Annotated in this window: 15 protein-coding genes; 14 read left to right on the forward strand and 1 reads right to left on the reverse strand. The window is 45.4% G+C overall.

Annotation, left to right across the window (positions count from 1 at the left end):
- Positions 1–455 precede the first annotated feature (455 nt).
- The 14 genes from ndhC (at position 456) to RH96_RS06710 (ending at position 17796) form a co-directional block, all read left to right on the forward strand.
- Entirely contained in the window at positions 456–1079 is a 624-nt protein-coding gene (gene ndhC / locus RH96_RS06645; RefSeq protein WP_010198891.1) for an NADH-quinone oxidoreductase subunit A, read from the forward strand.
- Between the two features lie 175 nt (positions 1080–1254).
- Positions 1255–1923, forward strand: a complete 669-nt coding sequence (locus RH96_RS06650; protein ID WP_010198893.1) for a NuoB/complex I 20 kDa subunit family protein — start codon at positions 1255–1257, stop codon at positions 1921–1923.
- Positions 1924–2077: 154 nt separating this feature from the next.
- Complete coding sequence (nuoC, locus tag RH96_RS06655) at positions 2078–3853, forward strand: NADH-quinone oxidoreductase subunit C/D (protein WP_010198896.1); 1776 nt, start codon at positions 2078–2080, stop codon at positions 3851–3853.
- A 168-nt stretch (positions 3854–4021) separates the two neighbouring features.
- Positions 4022–4531 (forward strand): NADH-quinone oxidoreductase subunit NuoE, encoded by a 510-nt coding sequence (nuoE, locus tag RH96_RS06660; RefSeq protein WP_010198898.1) that lies wholly within the window; start codon positions 4022–4024, stop codon positions 4529–4531.
- Positions 4528–5952, forward strand: coding sequence for an NADH-quinone oxidoreductase subunit NuoF (nuoF, locus tag RH96_RS06665; RefSeq protein ID WP_010198899.1), 1425 nt, complete (start codon positions 4528–4530; stop codon positions 5950–5952). The genes nuoE and nuoF overlap by 4 nt, the downstream gene beginning before the upstream one ends.
- Positions 5953–5962: 10 nt before the next feature.
- Entirely contained in the window at positions 5963–9034 is a 3072-nt protein-coding gene (gene nuoG, locus RH96_RS06670; protein ID WP_010198900.1) for an NADH-quinone oxidoreductase subunit NuoG, read from the forward strand.
- A 1-nt stretch (position 9035) separates the two neighbouring features.
- Entirely contained in the window at positions 9036–10079 is a 1044-nt protein-coding gene (gene nuoH / locus RH96_RS06675; RefSeq protein WP_010198901.1) for an NADH-quinone oxidoreductase subunit NuoH, read from the forward strand.
- 55 nt (positions 10080–10134) lie between these two features.
- The gene (nuoI, locus tag RH96_RS06680) at positions 10135–10683 is read left to right on the forward strand and encodes an NADH-quinone oxidoreductase subunit NuoI (protein WP_010198902.1); all 549 of its coding nucleotides are present in this window, start codon (positions 10135–10137) and stop codon (positions 10681–10683) included.
- Positions 10680–11399, forward strand: coding sequence for an NADH-quinone oxidoreductase subunit J (nuoJ, locus tag RH96_RS06685; RefSeq protein ID WP_010198905.1), 720 nt, complete (start codon positions 10680–10682; stop codon positions 11397–11399). The genes nuoI and nuoJ overlap by 4 nt, the downstream gene beginning before the upstream one ends.
- A 98-nt stretch (positions 11400–11497) precedes the next feature.
- A complete protein-coding gene (gene nuoK / locus RH96_RS06690; RefSeq protein ID WP_025653102.1) occupies positions 11498–11806 on the forward strand; it encodes an NADH-quinone oxidoreductase subunit NuoK in 309 nt (102 codons plus the stop codon).
- A 4-nt stretch (positions 11807–11810) separates the two neighbouring features.
- Positions 11811–13685, forward strand: a complete 1875-nt coding sequence (gene nuoL / locus RH96_RS06695) for an NADH-quinone oxidoreductase subunit L (RefSeq protein WP_010198911.1) — start codon at positions 11811–11813, stop codon at positions 13683–13685.
- A 1-nt stretch (position 13686) separates the two neighbouring features.
- Entirely contained in the window at positions 13687–15315 is a 1629-nt protein-coding gene (gene nuoM / locus RH96_RS06700; protein ID WP_010198913.1) for an NADH-quinone oxidoreductase subunit M, read from the forward strand.
- A 3-nt stretch (positions 15316–15318) separates the two neighbouring features.
- The gene (locus RH96_RS06705; protein WP_010198916.1) at positions 15319–16797 is read left to right on the forward strand and encodes an NADH-quinone oxidoreductase subunit N; all 1479 of its coding nucleotides are present in this window, start codon (positions 15319–15321) and stop codon (positions 16795–16797) included.
- A 165-nt stretch (positions 16798–16962) separates the two neighbouring features.
- Entirely contained in the window at positions 16963–17796 is an 834-nt protein-coding gene (locus RH96_RS06710) for a ferredoxin--NADP reductase (RefSeq protein ID WP_413540222.1), read from the forward strand.
- 251 nt (positions 17797–18047) lie between these two features.
- On the opposite strand, the gene RH96_RS06715 is transcribed toward RH96_RS06710, so the two are convergent.
- Positions 18048–18827: a hypothetical protein gene (locus RH96_RS06715; protein WP_010198924.1), complete on the reverse strand. Its 780-nt coding sequence runs from the start codon at positions 18825–18827 to the stop codon at positions 18048–18050.
- Positions 18828–19273: the final 446 nt, after the last annotated feature.

Here is a 19273-nt window from a genome sequence, read left to right on the forward strand (position 1 = left end):
AAATATGTTTTTTTCGCTTATAAAGTGACCGTCCAATGCAGTTAAAAACTAGCTTTTGAACCATGATATGCGTATAGTACGTAAATAATTTATGCCAGTTGTCACGTCACTATTGACCACGTGTAATGAGCTATTAAATCAATTAAATAAAACATCAAATATGATATTGATTTAATACGTTGATCTTACGTTGTTAGAAGATGCGTTAGGCGACCAGCTTTCTCCGCGCGCGTATCGGGATTCTACAGTTGGGCACGTCTGACACCGTCGTCAATAAGCTTGATAATTGGTTATTACCAGCACAGTACCTATAATCATCATCGAATTACTGATAAAAAGTGACTCGATGACAGTTACTTTGTGTTTTCGTCTGCGTTACGCCTGTCGCAAAATTGCCTTAATGGGTGTATCTGCGCTGCGCTTGACACTCGATTGGGTGAGGAGCACGTATTATCATGTCTGCTTTTAATTGGTCAGCAGTTGCGTTTATTTTAGCCGCTATTGGGCTAGTTGTTTTTATGCTGGTCGTTCCGCGCTTGCTTGGCGGTCGCTCTCAGGGCTCACAAAAAGAAGAAGTATTTGAAGCGGGTGTTGTCGGATCTGGCAACGCCCGTATTCGTTTGTCTGCTAAATTCTACTTGGTCGCCATCTTCTTCGTCATCTTTGACTTAGAGGCGTTGTACTTATACGCCTATGCGGTCTCCGTTCGTGAAACTGGCTGGGCTGGGTTTATTGCGGCGGCAACCTTCATCATTGATTTGTTAATCGGTCTGGTATACGCTTTAAGTTTAGGAGCGCTAAACTGGGCGCCTGCTGACAAACTGCGTAAAAAAGCACGTCTCTATGCGGCGCCTGCGCCCTTTAATTGGGCGGACATCACCAAGTTTGATGGTGTCGATGAGCTGATGGTCGACCCGACGGGTAAGATACCAGCGCAATCTTCAGGACAGATTAACGTCTCTAACAATATTGAGACCAATCGCCGTCATTTACAGAACATCGATCATATTAATACCACGGGTAACGTTACTTCTGTGGACTTTGCGACGTCTGCACAGCCAGACAAAGCGGGGCGTTAATGCCAGCTGTTGATCTTCGCTTATAGCGTTCGTAAAAAAGATGAGCAGCCAGATATAAAAACGTTTGTTTATATTGATGATCGTTGATGATTAGCCACTTATTAATAATAGAAGTTATGGCGCTAGTGCTGGCAAGATGATTGCCCTGCTGAGCCTAATATAAAGGTTGTATGTTATGAAATACACATTAACAAAAGCCAACCCTGATGCAGATGTCTATCCTGCACAGACCAGTCAAACGGTCAACGATCCTATTGAAGACGAAGTCAATAAAAACGTCTTTATGGGTCGTCTCGAAGACCTCGTTCACTCGACTGCAAACTGGGGGCGTAAGCACTCACTGTGGCCATTTAACTTTGGTACCTCTTGCTGTTATGTCGAATATGCCACTACTCTGACGGCGGTTCATGATTTGTCACGCTTTGGGGCAGAAGTTATTCGCGCCTCACCGCGTCAGGCAGATGTGATGATCGTCGCTGGTACTTGCTTTGTCAAAATGGCACCCGTTATTCAGCGTCTTTATGAGCAAATGCTTGAGCCAAAATGGGTTATCTCGATGGGCGCTTGTGCCAACTCGGGCGGCATGTATGATATCTATTCGGTCGTGCAAGGCGTGGATAAAATCATTCCAGTCGATGTCTATGTACCGGGTTGCCCGCCGCGTCCAGAAGCGCTGATTCAAGGCTTGATGCTGCTACAAGAGTCTATTACCAAAGAGCGTCGTCCGCTGGGCATTCACGTCAATGAACAGGGTATCTACAAGCCACAAATGACCCCTGAGCGTGACCGTAAGCAAGCTGACCGTATTGCGGTCAAAAACTTGCGTAGCCCAGATAGTATCTAGATTTGTGCGTTTAGATTTATAGCGATAGCAACAACCTCAATATTTTATGCCCTCATCATAGTTCGGTTATGATTAACATAGCTTAGTTATGGTTGACATAGTTCGGTTATGACTAACATAGTTCAGTTATGATTAATGAAGGAATACATCATTCATGGTCACGGTAGTCGAAAACATAGATCCTAAGATTAAGCCTGTTCCAGTTGTTATCAAAGAGCTGGAGCAGAAGTATGCCGGTAAGTTTGTGGTACAGCACACTGTTGATGAGATTCCAACGGTTTGGGTAGCGCGTGCTGATTTGCTCGATGTTCTCTTATTCCTACGCAAATTGCCTAAACCTTACGTCATGCTATTTGACTTGTCAGCGATAGATGAGCGCTTGCGCCAACATCGCCAAGGCATGCCTGACAGTGACTTTACGGTGTTTTATCACTTAATGTCGTTTGAGCGTAACAGTGATGTCCGTATCAAGGTCGCGCTGAGCGAAGACGACGTCAATGTACCGAGCGCTACCCAGATTTGGCCAAATGCCAACTGGTATGAGCGTGAAGTATGGGACATGTTCGGTATTGTCTTTACGGGCCATCCGCATTTGACCCGTATCTTATTGCCAAAATATTGGGAAGGTCATCCACTGCGTAAAGAGTATCATGCGCGGGCGACTGAATTTACCCCATACTTCTTGAATACAGCTAAGCAGCAATACGAGCAGGAAAACTTGCGTTTTGTTCCAGAAGAATGGGGCATGAAGCGTTCAGGTCGTGATGAAGACTTTATGTTCTTGAACATCGGCCCTAACCATCCCTCTGCTCACGGTGCCTTCCGTTTAGTACTACAGCTGGATGGTGAAGAAGTCGTTGATTGTATCCCTGATATTGGTTATCACCATCGCGGTGCAGAAAAGATGGCGGAGCGTCAAACATGGCACTCATTTATTCCTTATACCGATCGTATTGATTATCTTGGCGGTGTAATGAATGAGCTACCGTACATCATGTCGGTTGAAAAGCTCGCTGGGATTACCATTCCGCCGCGCGCTGAAACCATCCGCGTGATGATGAGTGAGTTCTTCCGTATTACCAATAACTTACTCTTCGTTGGTACCTTCATTCAGGATGCGGGTGGTATGACCCCTGTATTCTATATGTTTACCGATCGCCAAAAAGCGTATGACGTCATCGAAGCGGTGACTGGCTATCGTATGCACCCTGCTTGGTTCCGTATCGGTGGTACTGCTGCTGATTTGCCACGCGGTTGGCAGCGTTTGGTTCGTGAGTTCTTAGATTGGATGCCAAAACGCTTGGACGAGTATGTCAAAGCGGCATTGCAAAACAGCGTGCTCAAAGGTCGTACCCAAGGTGTTGCTCAATATAATGCTAAGCAAGCATTGGCTTGGGGCGTCACTGGTGCAGGTCTGCGAGCGACAGGCGTTGACTTTGATCTACGTAAAGCACGTCCATACATGGGCTATGAGAATTACGACTTTGAAGTGCCAGTCGGTTACAACGGTGATGCTTATGATCGCTGTATGGTCAAAGTTGAAGAGATGCGTCAGTCGTTACGTATCATTCGCCAGTGCATGGACAATATGCCACAAGGCCCTTATAAAGCGGATCATCCACTAGCCGTACCACCACCGAAAGACCGTACATTAAATGATATCGAAACGCTGATTAACCACTTTATCTCAGTATCTTGGGGTCCTGTGATGCCAGCGGGCGAATGTACGACGATCGTTGAGGCGACCAAAGGTTTGAACAGCTATTACATCACTTCAGATAAGGCGACGATGAGCTATCGTACTCGTATTCGTACGCCGACATTTGCGCATTTACAACAGATGCCATCTGTTATTAACGGCTCGCTGGTTTCTGATGCCATTATGTATCTGGCATCGATTGATATTGTGATGGCGGATTGTGATCGTTAAGGTTTTGATCGTTAAGGTCAAAGCCGCCGCTTCAAAAGTAGTTGTTCATCAATATATTATTGCCTGATGGCACACCAAAATGCTGTCACTTTTCAATATAACCACAGTTGTAATCAGACTGATATTATTTAGTGATAGAGCATGATGAGTGAGGAAAGATAAAAGATTATGAAAATTGTTTCCGACAAAATGCCAAAAGTAGATGTGGCAAGCATCCTCACTAGCGAGGAAATTGCGGCTATTCATGAGTTTATGCACCATTATCCACAGGCGCGTGCTGCCTCGTTAGATGCGCTAAAAATTGTGCAGAAACGTAACGGCTGGGTCGATGATGCACAAGTGAATGCCATCGCCAATATACTAGACATCCCGATGTCAGATATGGACGGGGTCGCCACGTTTTTCAACCGTATTTATCGTCAGCCTGTCGGTCGCCACGTCATCCTTATTTGTGATTCAGTGGCTTGTTACTTGACAGGTTACGAAGCGCTGTCAGCTGAGATTAGATCGCAGCTGGGTATTGAGTATGGCCAGACAACTGCTGATGGTCGTTTTACACTATTGCCAATTTGCTGCTTAGGTAACTGTGATAAGGGGCCTGCGGTGCTGATAGACGAAGACACTTACGGCCCTGTTCAGCCCTCCGAGGTCGCGCAATTATTGGAGCTATACGCATGAGATTAACTCTTTCAGAGCAGATCGCTCAACGTAGCCAAGGCAAAGCGCCAAGCCAGCTTAATGAGCAGCGCATTCCAATTTATGGTGATAAAGCCACAGCGACTAGCGAAACCAAGCCGTTAACATGGCGTTTAGCGCATCATGATGCAGTGCTTGATTTGGCCACCTACGAATCTCTAAAAGGTTTCACTGGTTTAAAGCAAGCTTTGAGTCAATCGCCTAAAGAAGTCGGGAATATGATCAAAGCTGCCAACGTCAGAGGTCGCGGTGGTGCAGGTTTTAATGCTGGTTTGAAGTGGACATTTATGTCGCCGCCAGACGGTTTGCCGCGTTATCTTATCTGTAATGCTGATGAGATGGAGCCGGGTACCTTTAAAGACCGTCTATTAATGGAGCGTCTACCACTTCAGCTTATCGAAGGTATGTTGATTACTGCTCATGCTATCGGTGCAACTGACGGTTATATCTTTATCCGCGGTGAGTACATTTTAGCTGCTCAGCGCTTGGTTACTGCTATCGAAGAATGCTTGGCCAATAATCTAATGGGCAAGAATATTTTAGGCTCAGACTTTAGTTTTAATCTGCATGTACATACGGGCGCTGGCCGTTATATATGTGGTGAAGAAACGGCACTGATTAATTGCTTGGAAGGTCGCCGTGCTAACCCACGTACCAAACCACCTTTCCCGCAAATCTCTGGTGCATGGGGTCGTCCAACGGTTGTTAACAACGTTGAGACCTTGTGCAATATGCCAGCCATCCTAAATCATGGCGTCGAATGGTATCAGTCGTTGTCTGACGTTAAAGGCAAAAGTAAAACGCCAGGCACAAAACTGTTTGGTTGTTCAGGCTTGGTCAATGACCCCGGTTTGTGGGAGCTACCATTTGGTTATACCGCTCGTGAAATCATCGAAGATTTGGCGGGTGGTATGAAAGACGGCAAAAAGCTTAAAGCATGGTTGCCGGGCGGCGCATCGACTGACTTTTTAACGGCTGATCATTTAGATGTGGTTGTAGACTTTGACACCATTCAAGAAGCGGGTAGCCGTATGGGTACGGGGCTAATTATGGTCGTCGACGAAGCGCAAGATATGGTGCCGCTATTACGTAATCTCGAGATTTTCTTTCAGCGCGAATCCTGCGGTTGGTGTACACCGTGCCGTGACGGCCTACCGTGGGGCGTCAAACTACTTACTGCTATCAACGATGGCGAAGGGCAAGTAGGCGATGTGGAAAAACTAGAAGGCCTCACGCGTGATTTATGGATTGGTAAAACATTCTGTGCGCATGCGCCAGGTGCGATGGAGCCACTAATGAGTGCGATTAAATATTTCCGTCCAGAGTTTGATCAAAAAATCACTCAGGCGGTTGGTGTCGATGTCATTGATGCTGCAGCCAATCAACAGCCAGTAGTGAAATAAGGAGAGCGGCATGGCAGTCATACATATTGATGGAACCACTGTCGAAGTAGATAGCGCGGATAACTTGCTACAGGCTTGTCTATCCCTCGGCATTGATGTGCCGTATTTTTGTTATCATCCAGCCCTTGGCTCAGTAGGCTCTTGCCGTCAGTGCGCGGTCAAGCAATTTCAAAACAAAGAAGATATGGAAGCAGGTCGCGGTCGTCTCGTGATGTCATGTATGGTCGCCCCTGGCGATGACATGTACATTTCAGTCACTGACGATGAAGCCAAAGCGTTTCGCAAGTCGATGGTTGAGTTACTTATGACCAACCATCCACATGATTGTCCAACCTGTGAAGAGGGCGGACATTGCCATTTGCAAGACATGACGTATATGTCAGGTCATAGCCGTCGTCGCTACCGCTTTACCAAACGCACGCATCACAATCAAGAGCTTGGCCCATTCATAGCACATGAGATGAATCGCTGTATCGCTTGCTATCGCTGTGTACGTTTTTATAAAGACTATGCAGGCGGTGAAGATTTGGGCGTTTATGGCTCAAACAATCGCGTCTATTTTGGTCGTGATAAAGATGGTCAGTTTGAAAGCGAATTCTCAGGCAACTTAACAGAAGTATGCCCAACCGGTGTATTTACTGACAAAACACATTCTGAACGTTATAACCGTAAATGGGACATGCAGTATGCGCCAAGCATCTGTCATGGCTGCTCGGCTGGCTGTAATATCTCACCAGGTGAGCGCTATGGTGAATTGCGCCGTATCGAAAACCGCTATAACGGCGAAGTAAACCGCTATTTCTTGTGTGACCGTGGTCGCTTTGGTTATGGCTATGTCAATCGTGATGATCGTCCAACGCAAGCGCTTGAACGTATCAATGATAAGCATGTCAAAATCAATATCGATTATGCATTAGATGAAACCATCAAACGTATCAAAGATAAAAAAGTCATCGGTATTGGCTCACCACGTGCCAGTTTAGAGACCAACTTTGCGCTAAAAAATCTCGTGGGCTTTGATAACTTCTCAACAGGTTTGAACCATCAGCAGCAAGCACTGGTTAATAAATGCATCGAAGTATTAAGTACCGATGGCATTTATAACCCAAGTATGACGGATATTGAAAGTCATGATGCGGTATTGGTGTTGGGTGAAGATATCACGCAAACTTCATCGCGTGTCGCGCTGTCAGTACGTCAAGCCGCAAAAAATGAAGGCCTGAAAATGGCAGCGGCGCTACAAACGCAACCTTGGCTTGCAGAACCTGTTAAGCGTATTGCTCAAGATGCGCTAAGCCCAGTCTATGTTATTGATGTGACGCAGACTAAGCTAGAAGATATCAGTAAAGTGAGTGTGGTGGCGACACCTGAAGACATCACTAAACTTGGCTTTAAAGTCGCTGACGAAATTGCTAACTTCGCTAATGATTTAGCAGAAATAGCAGATCCACAAGCGGCTGATGCCAGTACTGAGACTGATGGTATGCAAGCATTAGCGAAGCAAATCGCTTATGACTTGATTCAAGCAGATAAGCCACTGGTTATCTCGGGTAGTAGCTTATCGTCTACCGCATTGATAGAAGCAGCGGCGCAGATTACTCAAGCATTAACGCAAAAACGCTTGTCTATCAAAGCGACTGAGCAACAGCAAGTTGAAACTCATAATGCCAAAGTACAGGCAGTCCAAGCAAAAGCTGCCAATGATCAGCCTGAAGAAGACCAAGATTTATCTGCTAAGCCAAATAAACCAGAAACAGGTGTAAATACAGAAACGCAAGATGATGTAGAACGCCCCCCTGCCGAACCGCTCGAATTAAAAGAAGTGAACAACCGCTATCAGGCACAAGCAGGCATCTACTTAACGGTTACCGATGCTAATAGCATGGGTGTTTGCATGCTGGGCGGACAGTCAGTTGAAGAGCTGCTAGCCACTGATTTCGATGTGGTTATCGTCGCTGAAAATCAGCTGACTGATGCCATCGATGCCAATAAATTGACGCAGTTATTATCTGATAAAACCGTCATTGCACTGGATCATCAGCTACTTGATTGGCACAAAGACGTCGATATCGTATTGCCAGCGGCTAGTTTTGCAGAAGCAGACGGCACATTGATATCTGCTGAAGGCCGTGCGCAGCGTTTCTTCCAAGTCTATGATAACGAATATTACCATCCGATGAGTAGTATCAAAGAAGGCTGGCGCTGGTTGCATGCAGTGCATAGCAGCATCGAGGGCCGTGATGTCGATTGGACGCAGCTAGATGATGTCATCAATGCACTGATCGCCACGCATCCTAAGCTTGCTGGGATTAAAGGCGCTGCACCTGATGCTGCTTACCGTATGACTGGTCTGAAAATTGCTCGTCAGCCGCGCCGTTATTCAGGTCGTACCGCCATGCGTGCACCGATATCAGTGCATGAACCGATGCAGCCAAAAGATTTGGACACTGGTTTAACCTTCTCAATGGAAGGCTATAGTGGTAAAGAAACGCCAAGCTCGATGATTCCTTTTGCCAATGCGGCAGGTTGGAACTCACCGCAAGCATGGAACAAATACCAAGACAAAGTCGGTGGTCATCTGAAAAATGGCGATCCAGGTGTACGCTTATTTGATCAGCTAGCACGTTTAGAAACACGCCAATATATTGCGCCAGAAGCGATTTCTGCGACGACGACTGATATGCAGCAAGGGCAAGCGAAGCTAGTGCCTATCTATAATATTTATGCCAGTTCAATGATGGCATCTCGTAGTCCAATCGTCGCTGAGCAACTACCTGTTGCCGCATGGCGTATCGGTATGGATGATGCCAAAGACTGGAATATTGCTGCTGGTGATTACTTGGCGATAGAGATTGATAAGCAACAAATCACTTTGCCAGTACAGATTGTCGGTTACTTAGCAGAAGGTTGTATCGGTTACCCAGTTGGGCAGGTGAGTATCATTCACCCATCGATGCCAGCATCGGTACGTAAAGTAGATGCACCAGTGACGATGATGGGCAGTATGGCTAACGATAGTACTTTGATTAATAATGATGCTGCGCACGTAAATGCAGCGCCGATCACCACACAGGAGGTGTAATATGCAAGTTACCCGTATTATCCCTGATGTGCCAAGCTTTTTGACTGGTAGCCTGAGCTTTGATGCTTGGTCTATCTTATTTCTGGTTGGGCAGTCACTGGTTATCTTCTTAGTCGTGGTATTGGTTGCGGCAATGATGATTATCTATGAGCGCCGTATGTTGGCCTTATGGCAAGATCGTTATGGTCCAAACCGTGTGGGTCCATTTGGTTCACTACAGCTGGTTGCTGATATGCTCAAAATCTTCTTCAAAGAAGATTGGACACCGAACTTTACCGATAAGTTTATGTTTACATTGGCACCTGCGGTCGCGATGTTTACTGCATTGGCCTCATTTGCCATTATTCCTATTTCTCCAACGCTAGGCGTGGTTGATTGGGATATTGGTATTTTGTTCTTCTTTGCCATGGCTGGTATTGCTGTTTATGCAGTAATGTTCGGTGGTTGGGCCTCTGCTAATAAATTCTCGTTACTTGGTGGTTTGCGCTCTGCTGCGCAGACTATTAGTTATGAAGTGTTTTTAGGTTTGTCGCTGATGGGCGTGGTCGCACTGACAGGTTCGTTTAATTTGCGCGCCATTGTCGAAGCGCAAGCGGACGGCTGGTATATCATCCCGCAGTTTTTTGGGTTTTTGACCTTTGTAGTGGCTGGTGTAGCCGTTACGCATAGGCATCCATTTGACCAACCAGAAGCAGAGCAAGAGCTGGCTGAAGGCTATCATGTCGAATATTCTGGTATGAAGTTTGGTATGTTCTTTATCGGCGAGTATGTCAATGTTGTCTTGATTTCTGCGTTGATGACTTGCTTGTTCTTTGGCGGTTGGTTGGCACCTTTTAATTTAGATATTCCATTTATTCCACCAGCTTTTTGGTTCATGATTAAAACGCTGTTCTTTATGACCATGTTTGTTTTGGCTCGAGGCTCACTCATGCGTCCGCGTTATGATCAGGTGATGAATTTTGGCTGGAAAGTATGTCTGCCTGTAACGCTAATCAATTTATTGATTACTGCTGCGGTCATTTTGATCTTTTCCCCAACGTTGTAATCATCACTAGCCATCACTGATGAACTAGGGTAAAGCTGATAAGGATAAGAATCCCATGTTTACTACCATAAAAAAGACCGTCATTGGTATATTTACCATTGTCCGCAGCATGTGGATGGTCAACAGTCATGCACTCAGGCCACGCGACACCATCCTTTATCCTGAAGAGCCGGTACCTGTACCGCCGCGTTTTCGTGGACGTATTGTCCTAACGCGTGATCCCGATGGAGACGAGCGCTGTGTCGCTTGTAACTTGTGTGCGGTGGCATGTCCGGTAGGGTGTATCTCATTACAAAAAGCCGAGCGTGAAGATGGACGCTGGTATCCAGAGTTTTTCCGTATCAATTTCTCACGCTGTATTTTTTGTGGACTGTGTGAAGAAGCCTGTCCAACGACAGCCATTCAAATGACCCCAGATTTTGAGCTGGGTGAATATAAGCGCCAAGATTTGGTCTATGAAAAAGAGCATTTGCTCATTTCAGGACCAGGTAAATACCCTGATTATAACTATTATCGTGTGACAGGTATGGCGGTAGCGGACAAACCAAAAGGCGCAGCACAAAACGAGTCTGCACCTATTGATCTAAGGAGCTTGCTACCATGATGAATATTTTGAACCATCCTGAACTGGCTGGGTTTTATTCACTTGCTGCAGTGGCAATATTTGCCAGTTTGCGCGTAGTGACTCAGGCCAATCCAGTGCATGCTATCTTATCGATGATTGTGTCATTATTGGCAATCGCAGGGATATTTTTTGTACTAGGTGCGCCATTTGCTGGTGCGCTAGAGATCGTTGTCTATGCAGGTGCCATTATGGTGCTATTTGTCTTTGTCATTATGATGCTTAATTTGGGCATGAGTAATGACGAGCGCGAAGAGCGTTGGCTGGATGCAGGCACTTGGGCGATACCGACAGGGTTGACGATAATCATTGCAGTTGTGCTATACGCGATGATTGGTCTCAACCATGATGAAGCGGTTATGATGGGTGGCACGACTATCTCTGCCAAAGCAGTAGGTACGGTGTTATTTACCAAATACATTATGCTGGTCGAAGTAGCAGCGTTGCTATTACTAGCAGCTTTAGTTGCTGCCTATCATCTGGGTAAAGAGTCGATTGATGAAGAGGTCGTCAGTCACGCGAGCCAAGACTTTCAACCAAGCGTGGGTAGTATCAAGCAATACGATAACGATAGCGTCCATACAGAGTATGACGCCGTAAAAATGGCTAAGCCCTACGAATATAAAGATGTTGACCCGCATGACTATGTAGGTATGAAAACAGGTGCGAACCAAGTCACGCGCAAGGAGTCAGACTAATGGTACTAGCAGCAAGCGTGGCACAAGATGTGTCAAACGTGCCGTTTGCCCACGAGGTGGCAGGCTTAGTACAGCCAGTTGCTGAGGCGCAAAATGTACTGGGTATGATACCCATGAGCCATGGACTGATTTTGGCAGGTATTTTATTTGCTATCGGTCTGTGCGGCGTCATGGTACGACGTAACTTCTTATTTATGCTAATGAGTCTTGAGATCATGATGAACGCGGCAGCACTAGCATTTGTAGTGGCAGGTAGTCGTTGGGTCGATCCAGACGGACAGATTATGTTTATCTTTATTTTGACGTTGGCTGCGGCTGAAGCGTCAATTGGTCTGGCAATATTATTGCGGTTTTATCATCAGCGTGGGCATCTCGATGTCGATAGCGCCAATGAGATGAAAGGATGATGTCATGAGTTTATTACCATTAACCTTTATATTCCCGCTCATTGGCTTTTTGATTTTAGCCTTTATGCGCGACAAATTATCAGAGACGGTCGCAGCGATTGTTGGCGTTGGTAGCATGCTGTTATCAGCACTATGCACGCTAGTCGTTAGCTATACTTTTTTGACCACCAATCCAGCAGGGACGGTAGTAGAGATTCCGCTGTGGACATGGTTCCAAGTTGGTGACTTTGCTCCACACTTCGGCTTGAGCTTTGATGGTCTAGCATTGACCATGACTGGTGTCATCACTGGGATTGGCTTTTTGATTCATCTGTTTGCCGCTTGGTACATGAAGGGTGACACTGGCTTTGCCCGTTTCTTTAGCTATATGAACTTGTTCGTGGCCAGTATGTTGTTACTGGTGCTAGCAGATGACTTATTTCTGCTATATCTCGGCTGGGAAGGCGTTGGTATCTGTTCGTATTTATTGATTGGTTATTATTACCATGATAGAGCCAATGGTCGCGCTGCTATGAAAGCCTTTACCGTCACACGTGTCGGTGATGTGTTCTTAGCTTTTGGTTTGTTTTTATTATTCCGCGAATTCGGTACGCTTAATATTCAAGAAATTATTACGCGTGCGCCAGAAGTGTTTGATATCAACAATCCAACGATGATGCTGACGACGATGATGTTGGTCGGCGGCGCGATGGGTAAATCAGCGCAGTTGCCACTACACACATGGCTCGCTGATGCGATGGCAGGTCCAACACCAGTATCAGCCCTTATTCACGCAGCAACGATGGTCACGGCAGGCGTTTATTTGATTGCCCGTTTACATCCATTGTTTGAGCTAACGCCAGGTATCTTATTGTATTGGGTAGGGGGTGTAGGGGCATTGACGTTAGTCGTTGCTGGGTTCTGTGCGCTGGCGCAAACTGATATTAAACGTATTCTTGCCTATTCAACCATGAGCCAAATTGGCTATATGTTCTTAGCGCTCGGCGTGGGTGCTTGGCAAGGGGCGATCTTCCATCTGATGACGCATGCTTTCTTTAAAGCGCTACTGTTCTTATCATCAGGTGCGGTCATCCTTGCAGTACACCATGAGCAAGATATCTTTAAGATGGGCGGCTTACGTAAAAAGATACCATTGGTATTTTGGTGTTATATCGTTGGTGGCGGTGCACTTGCAGCGATACCTTGGGTCACCGTTGGTTTTTATTCTAAAGAAGCGATTCTTTGGGAGACCTATGCAACTGGTCACATGGTCTTATTTTATATGGGTGTATTCGGTGCTTTCTTAACGGCACTTTATACGTTCCGTATGATTTGGATTGTGTTTTTTGGCGAAGAAAAAACGCCTGCGCACAAGTTGTCAGGGATATCTTATTGGTTGCCGCTGACTGTATTGCTGGTGCTATCAACTGCGGTTGGCGCATTGATTACGCCACCATTGCAAGGGGTGCTGCCAGAGAGCGTTGGTCATTTATTAGAAGTTGCTGGTCAAGCGCATGCCAAGCACACCGCAGAGTATATCGCGATGGGTGCAATGGCGGCAGGTTTGATATTGGCGGCACTATTATATGTCGTGGATAAAGGTCGTCTACTCACCAGCTTTAAGCGCTCACGTATTGGTGGGGCGCTATATCACTGGTGCTATCACGGTCTAGGCTTTGACGCGCTATACGATATAATTTTTGTAAAACCCTTTTTGTTCATCGGCCGCTTATTTAAAGCCGATCCTGTTGATAAAACGTGGCTTTTATTACCTAAGCTGGCTTCAGCAGGTAATAAGATATTGTCTGCGACGCAAACAGGGTCACTTCGAGGCTACGCTACAAGCTTTGGCTTGGGTATTGCTGTATTGCTGGTGCTGGTAATGATGACGGTGGTATAAGATGATAGAGTTACAACAAACGTGGATGCTACCAGCATTGATTGCGATTCCGTTTATTGCAGGATTGCTATGTTGGTTGGTAGAGCGAGTTAATAAACGTCTGCCGCGCTGGATTGCTTTAATCGGTATGACGTTGACCTTTGTATTGTCACTGGTACTGTGGCAATACGGTGATTTTGGCGGTATGAGCAAGCAGGTGATTGCACCAGATTCGGCTGTGCCTTGGGTCGCTGAATTTAGTGTGCCGTGGATACCGACTTTTGGTATTAGCTTTCATTTAGCCTTAGATGGCTTGTCGCTCATGATGGTGGCCTTAACTGGTCTACTGGGTATTGCAGCGGTTGCCTGTTCGTGGAATGAGATTCAACGTCGTGTTGGTTTCTTCCATCTGAACTTGCTATGGAGCTTGGGCGGTGTCATCGGTGTTTTCTTAGCCATTGATCTGTTTTTGTTCTTCTTCTTTTGGGAGATGATGCTGGTTCCTATCTATTTCTTGATCGCCATTTGGGGTCATGATGTGGTCGGTGGCAAGACCAAAGAATACGCGGCAACCAAGTTCTTTATCTATACCCAAGCGTCTGGGCTTATCATGCTCATTGGCATATTGGTATTGGTCATTATCAGCTATGCGCAAAAAGGTGTGGTCAGCTTTAATTACAATGATTTGCTCGGTACGTCGCTCGGCGGTTGGGAATACCCCATCATGCTATGCTTCTTTATTGGCTTTGCGGTCAAGCTGCCGATTGTTCCTTTTCACGGCTGGCTACCTGACGCGCATGCGCAGGCACCAACGGCTGGTTCGGTTGATTTGGCAGGGGTACTGATTAAGACGGCTGCTTATGGTTTGATTCGTTTTGTCTTACCGTTATTCCCAGCAGCATCACAAGATTTTGCGCCGATTGCGATGACTTTAGGTACGATTGGCATCTTCTATGGTGCTTGGTTGGCCTTTATGCAAACCGATATGAAGCGTTTGCTGGCTTATACCAGTATCTCGCACATGGGTTTTGTGGTCTTGGCAATCTATGCTGGCAGCTTACTCAGCTTGCAAGGTTTGATGATTCAGATGTTAGCGCACGGCTTAAGTTCGGCAGCATTGTTCATCATGGCAGGGCAGTTATACGAGCGTCTGCATACTCGTGATTTAACCTTGATGGGCGGCATGTGGGGACAATTCCGCTACTATGCACCCATACTGATGTTCTTCTGTGCCGCCTTATTGGGTATACCAGGTACAGGGAACTTCATCGGTGAGTTCATGATTTTATTAGGTGCATTTGCCCAGTATCCCGTGTTTGTGGTATTAGCCACTTTCAGCTTGGTATTGGCAGGATTGTACTCGCTGATCTTGATCCATCGTGCATTATTTGGTACCAATAATATTGAAGCATTGGCCATGCGCGAGACCAAGTCACACGGTTTGCCGAACCGCAAATTAAAAGATTTAGGCAAACGTGAGCTGTCGTTATTACTGATGTTGGCCGCTGGTTTGGTCTGGCTCGGACTGTATCCACAGCCGTTCCTTGATACCTCAAGCCACGCTATGCAGTGGATCAATAATGCTTATATATATAGTCAAGTGACACAAGTAGATGCATCACAGCTGCTTGATGCAATGGAGGCACGTTAAGTCATGAATGAATTTACGATGAATGATTTGATGGGACTGATGCCTTATGCACCGATCATTGCCGTCGTCATTACGGTATTGCTGGTAATGATCGCCATCACCATTAAACGCTCACATATTGTGACGGGTACTATTACGGTCGTCGGCCTAAACATTGCTCTGTTTACTTTAATTGGGCAAATGGCAGGCATAATCACCAGTGGCTCGGAGTTACCAATCGCTGAACAGCTTTTTGTGATTGATAACTTCGCGCAGTTCAATATGGTGGTAATACTGATCTGTGCGCTGGCTTGTTGTACTTTATCTTACGCCTATTTGGCCGATTTTAAAGACAATAAAGATGAGTTGTACTTGCTGATGCTGCTATCGACCACGGGCGCGCTGCTCATGGTGTGTGCTCAGCATATGGCATCGTTCTTTATGAGCTTAGAGCTGCTCTCAGTACCATTGTACGGTCTGCTGTCTTATACTTACATGCGCAACCGCTCGCTGGAGTCAGGACTTAAATATCTGGTACTGTCAGCGACGGCATCGGCCACCTTGCTGATGGGCATGGCTTTTATCTATGCACAAGTTGGCTCATTGGCTTTCAAGCCGATTAGCATCATGCTGGTCGATGTATTTGAGTCGCCATTATTAATACTTGGCGCGGCAATGATGATGTTCGGCATTGCCTTTAAACTGTCAGCAGCACCATTTCATATGTGGACACCCGATGTTTACGAAGGCGCACCTGCACCTATCGCGACTTTTTTAGCCTCAGTATCCAAAGTTGCTATGATGGCATTGGCGGTTCGATTCTTAATCGATACCTCTTTATTGGCGCTGCCGTCGGTGCAAATGCTATTGATGGTCATGGCGACCTTATCGATTTTGGCAGGTAACTTGTTGGCGGTTCGTCAAACCAGCCTCAAACGTCTATTGGGTTATTCTTCAATTGCGCATATGGGTTATGTGCTGATCGTGATCGTCAGTATTGGTTCAGCCGCAGATAGTATCTCTAGCATGTATATGGCGGTTTATGCCTTTACCTCTATCGGTGCCTTTGGTGTCGTGACCTTGATGTCGAGCCCTTATCGCTTGGCTGGTGAAGCGGATGAGCTGACCCACTATCAAGGACTGTTTTGGCGTCGTCCAGTGTTGACTGCTGTCATGACCATTATGATGTTGTCATTGGCTGGTATTCCACTAACGGCAGGCTTTATCACTAAGTTATTTGCCATATTAGCTGCTGTACAAGGAGCCAATTGGTTCTTAGCAGCGATGATTATCTTAGGTAGTGCGATTGGCTTATTCTATTACTTACGTGTCTTACTTACGCTTTTCAAACGTCCTAAGCAATTCATTGAGTTTGATGTTTCTGGACAATGGGGTATTCGCACCGGTGGTATTATGGTGATTGCAGTGACTGCGATGATAGTCTTCTTTGGTATCTTGCCGAACACGCTGATTGAATGGGCAAGTCTGGCGCGTATATGGTAATACCATTATAAATATAAGATAAGTCGCCGTATTTGTATGGTGCTGCTTATCTGCTGTTACGGTTAGAAAACCCAGATGCGCCAGCTTTATGATAAGCTTGGCGCATCTTTTTTTATTGTTTAAATTCTTATAAAAATAAATTTAATAAAGTATAAGTGACGAATGATTATGAGTGACAATATCCAAACCGTAACTGTTCTGAGTAAGACTACTTGGACACCAAATCTGTTTAGCTTTACGGTCAGCCGTCCTGCCAGCTTTAAATTTACAGCGGGGCAATTTGTACGTTTGGGTGTCAACCCGAGTCAATTACATTATTATCAGCAGCAAGATGAGGCCTCTAGCGACGTATCTGATGCTGCATTGAATGAAGATATCTTTCGTGCTTATTCGATTATCTCCTCTCCCTTTGACGAGGTGTTAGAGTTTTTCTCTATCGTCATTCCTGATGGTGCGTTTACTTCGCAGCTGCAACATTTACAAGTGGGCGATGAGCTATTGCTCAATACGATGCCGTTTGGTTTTTTAACCTTAGCGCGTTATCAAAAACCATTGCCCAAAGATTTATGGCTGCTCGCAACAGGTACTGGCCTCGCACCGTTTTTATCCATGCTACAAGACTTGCAAACATGGCAGGATTACGAGCACATTGTATTAGCCTATAGCGCGCGGTCGATAGAAGAGCTGGCTTATGTGGATAAGATAGAAAGTCTACAAGAAGACTTTGGCACGTTAGTAGATAATCCAGCCAAATTAATCTTCATTCCTATTGTTACTCGTGAGCCAGTTGAGGGCGCACTGGCAGAGCGTCTACCAAAACTGCTATTAGACGGTACGTTACAAGAACGGGCAGGTATAGCGTTAGACACTGATAGCACGCATGTCATGCTGTGCGGCAATCCAGACATGGTAGAGGATACCAAAGAGACGCTAAAGTCATTAGGGTTGGTGATGAATCGTCGCGGTGAGGGTAATATTGCGGTAGAAAACTACTGGTAGTCGTCTTATCTCTTTACGCTAATGACAATTGGCTCGATAAAAACAAAAACGCTGACTCTTAAAAGACCTTAGTCTCCAAGAATCAGCGTTTTTTATGAGCTAAAAGTATAGTCAGTGAAAAGTAATATCGATACATCATGCACTGCTGATGTCAATTTTTCTTGCTTGCTGTGCCTGTACAGACAGAGGCGACAAAAAATTGATATCAGCAATACCGTCGCGTTGTTAGGATATTTTGACTATAGTGGGTTCTAAACTTGACTCGGTTCGGTAGCATCATCAATCGGGTTGATTGGACCTTGCATGAGTTCAGGCTCATCATCGTCGCCAATGATGTCCTCGTTGCTGCTTGCTGCCAATAGATCGCGATAATTGATTTGCGTTTTCAAAATCATTTGCTCTTCTTCAATTTCGCCATAATTCACTTGTACCTTATGCAAAGCACTCATGATTTTTTTGTTCTTTTTTAGCCAGCGATTGATATCAAGATAAATAACTTCATCTTTTGCGCGCGCGATATTGATATAAGACAAAATAAAACCTAAAGGATCTTTTTTTAGGATGCGATGGTAGAACCAAATGAACAGCTTGACGCCTTGACGTTTGATAAATGACTCACAGCGTAAGTTAAGCACATCGGTATAAGTTTGTTGCCCAAATACAAAGCGCTGTACATTACGATCAAGTTGCACATGAACCAAACTGAAATTACTGGCGATTTCTACATAAATACCGGCTACGTTGATGGTGCAGTATAAGCGAAACCAATCATCATGCATCTCAACACGCAGCTCTAAAATAGCTTTGACATTGTCGGTCACGAACTTTTGCAGAGCATCATTGACATAGCTCTGAGCGACTGGCAGAGACAGCTCATCTTCAAGTTTATCAGTCGTTCTATCATATAGGTTCTTGATGGTTTGGGTTATGCGATCCCAACCATCGCTGAATGACTCGTCAAAACGATAGCCGATACTATCGAAAAAGTCATCAAAACTGTCTGAATTATTCACGTTATCAAAATCACTCAAACTTATTATCCTTATAAATATAGGGCAGCAACATCAAAGGCGACGCAAAGAATCGTTTATGAAGTATGGATGGTCAATGATGGTTTTTTAGTTGTCAGGCATACTAATAGTAATCAAAAAACACGACGCCATGGAACTTGCTTGGTTACAGCATTTTTTACTAAGCTCGCCGAGTGCTAGGTATTGCCTTAGCAAACACAAATGAAAAAGTCATGCTTGATAGGGTAATATCTAATAGTTGATAATGTTGTCATTAGAAACAGTATATAACAAAACAGAAGCATGCAAAATGAACACATGCGTTTTGTCGGTATTCATTTGATAAGCATACTTAACATCAATGAACCAATCACATAATCTTGTGAGGTTATTTTTGCTATGCGACTAGGGTGTGTTGATAACCTTAGTACCGCGAAATGATGCATAGGTGGCATAAGGTTGGTCAG

The sequence above is a fragment of the Psychrobacter sp. PAMC 21119 genome (assembly GCF_000247495.1).
GTDB lineage: Bacteria > Pseudomonadota > Gammaproteobacteria > Pseudomonadales > Moraxellaceae > Psychrobacter > Psychrobacter glaciei.

What these genes read in the sequence shown, in the direction of transcription:
- ndhC (WP_010198891.1), top strand. Translation starts at nt 456, where the DNA reads ATGTCTGCTTTTAATTGGTCAGCAGTTGCGTTTATTTTAGCCGCTATT.
- RH96_RS06650 (WP_010198893.1), top strand. Translation starts at nt 1,255, where the DNA reads ATGAAATACACATTAACAAAAGCCAACCCTGATGCAGATGTCTATCCT.
- nuoC (WP_010198896.1), top strand. Translation starts at nt 2,078, where the DNA reads ATGGTCACGGTAGTCGAAAACATAGATCCTAAGATTAAGCCTGTTCCA.
- nuoE (WP_010198898.1), top strand. Translation starts at nt 4,022, where the DNA reads ATGAAAATTGTTTCCGACAAAATGCCAAAAGTAGATGTGGCAAGCATC.
- nuoF (WP_010198899.1), top strand. Translation starts at nt 4,528, where the DNA reads ATGAGATTAACTCTTTCAGAGCAGATCGCTCAACGTAGCCAAGGCAAA.
- nuoG (WP_010198900.1), top strand. Translation starts at nt 5,963, where the DNA reads ATGGCAGTCATACATATTGATGGAACCACTGTCGAAGTAGATAGCGCG.
- nuoH (WP_010198901.1), top strand. Translation starts at nt 9,036, where the DNA reads ATGCAAGTTACCCGTATTATCCCTGATGTGCCAAGCTTTTTGACTGGT.
- nuoI (WP_010198902.1), top strand. Translation starts at nt 10,135, where the DNA reads ATGTTTACTACCATAAAAAAGACCGTCATTGGTATATTTACCATTGTC.
- nuoJ (WP_010198905.1), top strand. Translation starts at nt 10,680, where the DNA reads ATGATGAATATTTTGAACCATCCTGAACTGGCTGGGTTTTATTCACTT.
- nuoL (WP_010198911.1), top strand. Translation starts at nt 11,811, where the DNA reads ATGAGTTTATTACCATTAACCTTTATATTCCCGCTCATTGGCTTTTTG.
- nuoM (WP_010198913.1), top strand. Translation starts at nt 13,687, where the DNA reads ATGATAGAGTTACAACAAACGTGGATGCTACCAGCATTGATTGCGATT.
- RH96_RS06705 (WP_010198916.1), top strand. Translation starts at nt 15,319, where the DNA reads ATGAATGAATTTACGATGAATGATTTGATGGGACTGATGCCTTATGCA.